This is a genomic window from Pseudomonas sp. GXM4 (assembly GCF_008923895.1).
Taxonomy (GTDB): Bacteria; Pseudomonadota; Gammaproteobacteria; order Pseudomonadales; family Pseudomonadaceae; genus Aquipseudomonas; species Aquipseudomonas atacamensis.
Genome location: NZ_WBRZ01000423.1, coordinates 1 through 3,055, shown reverse-complemented (window position 1 = coordinate 3,055; position 3,055 = coordinate 1). Strand labels below are relative to the sequence as shown.

Here is a 3,055-nt window from a genome sequence, read left to right as displayed (position 1 = left end):
GGTCGCAGGCGCCGATCGAGGCCAAGGCCGAACAGAAAGCCGAGGTGCTTGAAGAGAAAGCGGCGGATAAAGTCAGCGCTGCCCCGGCGCCGAAATCCGAGGCCATCACCCCCACCGAAGCGCAGGCGGTAGACCCGGCCGGCGCCGCGCCGCTGGACGATCCGCTGACCTGTCTGGCGCGCAGTATCTATTGGGAAGCCAAGGGCAAGGACACCCCGGAAATGGAGGCCGTCGCCAGCGTGGTGATGAATCGCCTCGGCCACGACGGCTTTCCCGACACGGTATGCGCGGTAGTCAAGCAGGGTTCGGAAAGCGGCAATTGCCAGTTTTCCTGGTGGTGCGATGGCAAGCCCGATCAGGTCAAGGAAGACGCCGAATACGCGCTGGCCAAGGAAATCGCCGGCAAGGCGTTGAACCGTCAGCTCAAGGACCGCACGCGCGGTGCCCTGTATTTTCACGATCGCGGCGTGCACCCGAGCTGGGCCAAGGCCTATCGCAACACGGCGCAGACCGGCAGGTTCCTGTTCTACAAACCCGCCGGGGGCGACGCGCGTTAACTGGCGTGGGTATTGAGAATGCTCGCCACCTGTTGCGGCTGGCAGTTCAGATACGGTGACTTTTGCAGCCAGCGCTGATCCGGATACCAGGAAAACATGAACTGGCCGTTCTTCAGGCGATCGATCACCTGTTTGGCGATCTGCGGCCGTACGGCGGGGCAACCCTGACTGCGGCCGATACGCCCCTGACGCTTGCTCCACAGCGGGTTCACATAACTTGCGGCATGAATCACGATCGCGCGATCACGGGCCAGATCATTGAAACCGGGCTCCAGACCATCCATGCGCAGCGAATAGCCGTGAGTACCTTCGTAGCTTTCCTGAGTGCGGAACAGACCGAGGCTGGACTGATAGCTGCCTTCGCGATTGGAAAACTGCGTGGCGAAGTTTTCCCCGGAGTTGGAACCGTGGGCAACCAGATCACGCAGCACCAGTTTCTTTTTGCTCAGATCGAAGATCCACAGGCGGCGTTCGGTGGACGGTTGCGAGTAATCGATGATCGCCAGATGCCGCGAGGGTTTCGCGCCGTTGTTGACCGCGCATTGCATGGCGTTCAATGCACCTTTGAGCGCCTGGGGATTGAGTTCCGGCGCGGCGTGGGCGAGGCTGTTGTAGAGAACCGGCGATGGCTTGCCGGCGGCAAATACTGGGCTGGTCACGGCGACAAGGGTCGCGGTGCTCAACAGAAGTCGGCGCAAAAACGTCAACATTTTATAAAGTGTCCTCAACTTGCTACATAAACGGCACTTTGGCTCCTGACTCCCAGTCAATACCCGCAGGCTCGCGGTTCGAGCCTGACTGTTCAGCGCACCTGATGTAAGGTTGACCGTCATCTGGACGGCCATGGATTGGAGTAAAGCAGTTGTTCAAAAAGTACGCATGCTACTTGAGCATTTGTTTGCTCGCTGCGCCGTTTGTCGCTTGCGCCGATGAGCCGCTGCCCCCGCTCGAAACCCTGCCGACGCCTCAAACGCAATTGCCGGTCGAGCCGCGCAGCCCGTTGCAGGCGGTTTTGATCAGCCTGGCGCAGTCGTGCCCGGCCATTGCTCCGCGCCTTAATGGTCCGGCGTTGAGCCAGTTGCAGGCGTTTTATGAACAGCAGGACTGGATGCCGGTGTGGGCGAGTGAGTCGGCACGCTTGCCGGCATTGCGCGCGCAATTGCAGCTGTTGGCCGATGATGGGTTGAATCCGAATCGCTATGCCGTGGCCACAACGCCGCCGCAGGATGGCGAGCTGTGCGCCGACATCGACATCAGCCGCAACTACCTGCAGGCCTTGAAGGATCTGCATTACGGCCGTCTGTTGCAATCGCATTTCGAACCGTTGTGGCGTGTCGACGGCCCGCCGACCGACCGTCAGGCGCAATTGCTCAGCATTGCCGTGCCGGGCATGAACGATATTGCTGCGGCGTTCGACCTGGCGCGTCCGCATCTGCCGCAATATCAAAGCCTGCGTCAGCTGTATGCCGCGCAACGCTTGCAAGCCTTGCCGCAATGGCAGCCGGTGGGCAACGGCCCGTTGCTGCGCCCGGCGATGGAAGATCCGCGCGTGCCGGAACTGGCCCGACGTTTGTACAGCGAAGGTTATCTGGCACACGCACTGGTGCCGCCGGACAACGCCTACGATGACGTGCTGGTGGAGGCAGTGAAGCACTTTCAGGCCAGCCATTCGTTGCAGGCTGACGGTGTGGTCGGGCCGGGCACGATTGCCGAGCTGAACATCAGCCCGCTGACCCGCCGCGATCAGTTGCGCGTCAATCTGGAACGTTTCCGCTGGATGGCCCAGGACATGGAGCCCAGTGGTCTGGTGGTGAATGTCGCGGCCGCTGAGCTTACGCTGTATCAGGGCGGTCAACCGGTGTGGCAGACCCGCACCCAGGTCGGCCGCGCCGAACGCCAGACGCCGCTGCTCAAATCCCGCGTCACCCGCCTGACGCTGAATCCGACCTGGACCGTACCGCCGACCATCTGGAAAGAAGACAAGCTGCCGGAAATCCGCAAGGATCAGACGTTCCTCAGCCGTCAGAACCTGCAAGTGCTCGATGCCAACGGTCAGCCTCTGGCGGCAGCGGACATCGACTGGGACAACCCCGGCAACATCCTCCTGCGCCAGGACGCCGGCCCGCGCAATCCGCTGGGGCAAATGGTCATCCGTTTCCCCAACCCGTTCTCGGTCTACCTGCACGACACGCCGAGCAAGGCGCTGTTCGACAAAGGCCCACGGGCGTTCAGTTCCGGTTGTGTGCGCGTCGAGCACCCGCTGCAACTGCGCGATCTGCTGCTGTCCCCGGCAGAAAAAGCTCGCACCGAGACTTTGCTGGCAACCGGTAGCACCCATGAATTTCGCCTGTCGGCGCCGGTGCCGATCCTGATGACCTACTGGACGGCGCAAGTCGACAGCAGCGGCGATGTGCGTTATGCGCCGGACATCTACAGCCACGACAGCGCATTGCTGGCGGGGCTGGATCGGGCGCACTAAGCCAGAACCCCTCACCCTG

Annotated in this window: 3 protein-coding genes; 2 read left to right on the top strand and 1 reads right to left on the bottom strand. The window is 61.9% G+C overall.

The features are described 5' to 3' along the window. On the top strand, nucleotides 1-557 hold a 557-nt coding region (locus tag F8N49_RS26890), incomplete at its 5' end, for a cell wall hydrolase (protein WP_151553248.1). On the opposite strand, the gene F8N49_RS26885 is transcribed toward F8N49_RS26890, so the two are convergent. Further along, the gene (locus F8N49_RS26885; RefSeq protein WP_016775166.1) at nucleotides 554-1,267 is read right to left on the bottom strand and encodes a murein L,D-transpeptidase catalytic domain family protein; all 714 of its coding nucleotides are present in this window, start codon (nucleotides 1,265-1,267) and stop codon (nucleotides 554-556) included. The genes F8N49_RS26890 and F8N49_RS26885 overlap by 4 nt on opposite strands. A 152-nt stretch (nucleotides 1,268-1,419) precedes the next feature. On the opposite strand from F8N49_RS26885, the gene F8N49_RS26880 reads away from it, so the two are divergent. Beyond that, nucleotides 1,420-3,036 carry a murein L,D-transpeptidase gene (locus tag F8N49_RS26880; RefSeq protein WP_151553247.1) on the top strand — a complete coding sequence of 539 codons (1,617 nt, stop codon included), beginning with the start codon at nucleotides 1,420-1,422 and terminating at the stop codon, nucleotides 3,034-3,036. Nucleotides 3,037-3,055 lie beyond the last annotated feature (19 nt).

Coding starts and splice junctions, on each gene's coding strand:
- F8N49_RS26885 (WP_016775166.1), bottom strand. CDS start 1,267: ATGTTGACGTTTTTGCGCCGACTTCTGTTGAGCACCGCGACCCTTGTC.